Annotated in this window: 2 protein-coding genes; both read left to right on the forward strand. The window is 33.3% G+C overall.

Going from position 1 to position 4,905, the window contains the following annotated elements:
• Positions 1-701: 701 nt before the first annotated feature.
• The gene (locus tag AC3DU7_RS25250; protein WP_488042041.1) at positions 702-1,805 is read left to right on the forward strand and encodes an ATP-binding protein; all 1,104 of its coding nucleotides are present in this window, start codon (positions 702-704) and stop codon (positions 1,803-1,805) included.
• A 492-nt stretch (positions 1,806-2,297) separates the two neighbouring features.
• The gene (locus AC3DU7_RS25255; RefSeq protein WP_488042042.1) at positions 2,298-4,679 is read left to right on the forward strand and encodes an ATP-dependent helicase; all 2,382 of its coding nucleotides are present in this window, start codon (positions 2,298-2,300) and stop codon (positions 4,677-4,679) included.
• Positions 4,680-4,905: the final 226 nt, after the last annotated feature.

Raw genomic sequence — 4,905 nt, forward strand, 5'->3', positions numbered from 1 at the left:
CTAAGAAGTAACCTAGTTATTTGTAACAAATATTTATCAAACTGGTATTATACCTCATACCTAACACCATTATCTGTGCAGCCTCAGATAAAATTGGTCTTACAGATTTTGGTCAACAGTCGTTAACTCTTAATATCTAACAGGACTAACCGATATGTAATTTATAATAGAGTCTTGGATAGAGGAAAAAATTAGGAGGTCAGTTTTAGGCTCGTTGAAGATCAAGTGTATTCAACTCTACTTTACTTCAGATGTGGACAACTATTATTCCGGACTTCACATAAAAAATAGTGCTATTTGAAAATAAACTTAGTAATCAGTTTAGTCAATATTATATATTGATGGTCGAGTCAAAGAGATTTTATGAAGCGACAACTAATAAAAGTAACGGCAAACTAGCTTAATCAAAATATTTACTATTACAAAACTTAGGAGTTTTTAGGTACAGTTCAAGCTACGGCTTTATTTCTTATCTATGTTGATTAGTAATAAAAATAGACCGGTAAAAATATAGGGGATAGCTTTTATGCTATGGCTAAATATCAATAAAGTTATGATTTTTGATTTATCTATCTCTTTTGCCTCAAAATTTTGTTGTGTCATAGGATTTACAACTTTTGACACTGAATATTTTTTATGATAAATTCATCGATGATCGCTAAGACTACCTAACCGAAAGATATACTATATCCCACTACAAAATGAAACTAGAATCACATCAGTTTATTCGCTATTTTGAACCAGAGCAAGCTGCACAAATTTCCCAGATTGCTATTATTAAAAAATTTAATCCCCGAGAGATTATTTTTGAAGAAGGTGATGATTCAGATTCTTTATTTTTAGTTCTAGAAGGTGAAGTAGAAGTTAGTAAAAAGAGTGGTGAGGGAGATAATTATGTTGTGATTACATCTGTAAAATCTAATGGTTATTTAGGGGAGTTAGGGATTATAGATAGAAAGCCAAGAAGTGCTAGGGTAGTTACATCTCAGGAAACAGTTTTGGCGAAAATTTACTATGAATCCATCAAAGAAATATTAGCTAAGACAAAAGGAGATATCGTCTTACAAATCTTAAGTTTTTTATCTCAAAGATTGCGAACTGTGACGACAGATTACGTGAATCAATTAGCTTATAAAGAGAAAATGACTTTGATTGGAGAAATGGTTAATACTATTATTCACGATTTTAGAAGCCCTTTCACTGGTATTCAATTATCAAGCTCAATGTTAAAAGAACTCCATCCCGATAGAGAAAGTCAAGAATGGTGCGATCTAATTTCAATGCAAGTTCAGAGAATGTTAAATATGGCAGAAGAAGTGCTTGCTTTTTCTCAAGGGAATACAACATTGTATTGTCAGTTAATTGATATTGCTAAACTCTTACAAAATTTTGCTAGATTAAACCAGGTTTATATTGATTTTGCTTCTGTAGAATTGATAGTTTCTGTAGAAGAGGGTTTAATCATAAATGCTGATGAAAATAAGATTAACCGTGTCCTACAAAATTTATTATCTAATGCTGTAGAAGCTCTGGATCAATCTGAAGGCAAAATAGAAATCAGAGCTAGAAGAAAAGATCGATTAGTTGAAATTACTTTTTCAGATAATGGGCCTGGTATTCCTCAAGAAATTCAGAATAAATTATTTGAAGCTTTTGTAAGTTATGGAAAACAGGGTGGTATTGGATTAGGAACTGCTATTGTTAAGACAATTATTGACGCCCATAATGGGAAGATTTTTTTTGAATCAAGCCCATCTACTGGTACAACTTTTTACCTTCATTTTCCTATCGCTGAAGTAGATTGAATTGGGTGCATCTCAATGCGTGAATAAAGCCAAAAATTTATGGCTTTTAGGCAACAGGCAACAGACAACAGGCAACAGGCAACAGGGAATATATAGGAAAATAGTATTTTTGCAAATATTTAAGATGTATTCATTGAATTAGGCAAAAATAAATTTAAATATTCACTGGTAATTTCAGTTATCAATTATCAGTTATCAGTTATCAGTACCTATCCAATAAAGGAGAATTGACATAAGGAATATGCTCTTTTTTTATCCCCTTAAAAGAGGAGGCTTTAGACTACAGTTTTTCGGTAATATTTTAATTTTTAACTTTTGATTTAAAACAGAGTAGGAAGTAGGGAGTAGAAAATCAGTTATCAGTATCAGTACCTCTGCAATAAGGAGGCTTGACATTAGGAATATGGTCTTTTTTTATTCCCTTAAAAGGGGAGGCGCATACCCAAAATTTTTCGGTAATATTTTAATTTTTAACTTTTGATTTAAAACAAGGTGACTGACGATTTCAATAATAATTTGCCTCCATATACTAATATTAAAACTAATGCCGAAAATACGGAAATTGGCTTATCATTAGTAAGTTTAAGAGAAAAAGCAATTCAACAAATTCGTTCCAATTTACGGCCTGGACAACAACAAATGGCTGACTGGGAAGGAGGACCTTTAGCAGTTTCAGCAGTTCCTGGGGCCGGAAAATCATACGGTATGGCAGCAGCAGCAGCTTTAGCGATCGCCCGTTATCGGCTACATAATAATCATCAATTAATTGTTGTTACTTTTACTCGTTCTGCAGCTAGTAATATTAAAACTAAAATCCGCGAACATTTAAAGGAGTTATCTTTACCTCAAGGCAGTTTTATTGTTCATACTTTGCATGGTTTGGCTTTAAGTATTGCCCTACGTCATCCTGAATTATCTGAGTTAGATTTAGAAAATACTACTTTAATTCTTCCCACTCCAAGCAACAGAATAACTCGTACTTGTGTAGAAAATTGGATTGCAAATAATTCCAGACATTATCAACTTTTAATTGAAGGAGTTCAATTTGATGGAGAAGAAACTGAACGTTTAAGAAGGCAGTCTGTTTTACGCACTGAAGTATTACCTCAATTGGCTTGGAAAGCAATTCAACAAGCAAAAAGTTCTGGTCTTAAACCAGAAAATTTATGGCAATTACGAGACAAAATTAATGACCATTATCAAGTTGTGACTATTGCAGCTAATTTATATCAAATCTATCAGGAAATATTGAGGGAAAATCAATTAATTGACTATGATGAAATGATTTTGGCAGCGTTGCGGGTATTAGAGAATGAAGGTGCTAGAAAAATGTGGCAAAATCAAGTTTTTGCAGTGTTTGAAGATGAAGCTCAAGATTCTACGCCTTTGCAAACTAAACTTTTAAAAAAACTGGCTAATTCAAGTGAAAATGATGATGGTATTTCAGAAAATAATGGAATTTCTCAAGAGCAAAGATTATCACAATTAAATAATCTCAACCTCATGCGTGTTGGAGACCCAAACCAAGCAATTAATTCCACATTTACTCCAGCAGATCCAATAGATTTTCGGCAATTTTGTGAAGACTGCGAACAATTAAATAAATTGGCGACTATGGAACAAGCAGGTCGTAGTTGTCAAACAATTATAGATGCAGCTAATTTTGTATTGAAATGGGTAAATAATTCAGAATTAACAGGAATAGAAAAACCTTTTCGAGACCAAAATATTCATCCAGCAAATGATAATCCTTCAGCTACTGGTGGTGGTTTAGAAATATATGAACCTCGAGATATTTACCAAACACTTGAGTTGATGGGTAAGCGCATAATTAATTTATTTCAAGAAAATCCAAAAGGTAATTTTGCTGTATTAGTACGGGAAAATAAACAAGGTAAATTTATTACAGATACTTTTTCTAATCCTGGAAAGTATGGAATTAATATTGATTTAGGCAAACAAAATATTTCAATACATGATGTTTCTCAAGGAGCACGTCACTCTCAAATTCCAGCAGAAATATTGGCATTAATGCAGTTTATTGACCGCCCTCATTCTCCAGATTATTTAAAATCTGCTTTGAAAGTTTTGGGCGATCGACACTTAATTCCTAAGCAAGATTATAATGTTTTTGCTTCTCAAGCAGAACAGTTTCTTTACCCTGGACCTCTAAATCCTTATCAATCAGAAAAGGTGCGTAAATGTCGCGATCTTTGTCGTAGTTTGCTTAGAGCAAAATCAGAATTACCTTTGTATCAATTAATTTCTTTTCTTGCTTTAGCTTTAAATTATCAACAATCAGATTTAGCAACTGCGGATAAGTTAGCAGAAAGAGTTGCTCAACAAACTTTTGATAATAGTTCGATGAATTCTATATTAGAAGTTTTAAGTGAAATTGTGGGTTCCGAAAGATTTGAACCTGTTGAAGTGGATGAAGATGCAGAGAAAAATTATACTCGCCCTCGGCAACTTACTATTATTACTATGCATAAAGCTAAAGGTTTAGATTGGGATTATGTTTTTTTACCTTTTTTACATGAAAATATAATTCCTGGTAATTTACGAGTTTTACCCCAGGTAAGTTTTTTGGGAGAATTTGACTTAGCTGAAGTGGCAAGAGCGCAAATTCGTGCCAGTTTACAAGGGCAAGATTTACCAGATATTTCTACTGCTTGGAAACAGGCAGAATATTTGAAGACGGCAGAGGAATTTCGGTTATTATATGTGGCTATGACTAGAGCAAAACGTTTGTTGTGGATGTCTGCTGCTAAGTTAGCTCCTTTTACTTGGAATAAACCAGACAATTTACAGGAGCAAAAGCCTTGCCCAGTTTTACCTGTTTTAAAGACTGAGTTTCCTGATAGTTTCAAATAAATTTCAAAGCATCAAAACAAAATTTCACTATAGTATTGCAGAAGGAAGAAGAAAGATAAGCATTTAGCATTCAGCTATCAGCTATCAGTTATTGATTTTAATTTAGAATCAAAGCTTTATTAATTGTCTTATACCAAGCCTGATAAATGTTTGTTACAAATGGTGGGGATGTTGCATGCAACCTCCCTACGAAATAAGGAAGAGGGAAGAAGCGGTGCGACCCCGC

The organism is Okeania sp. (genome assembly GCF_983059655.1).

What these genes read in the sequence shown, in the direction of transcription:
- AC3DU7_RS25250 (WP_488042041.1), top strand. Translation starts at nt 702, where the DNA reads ATGAAACTAGAATCACATCAGTTTATTCGCTATTTTGAACCAGAGCAA.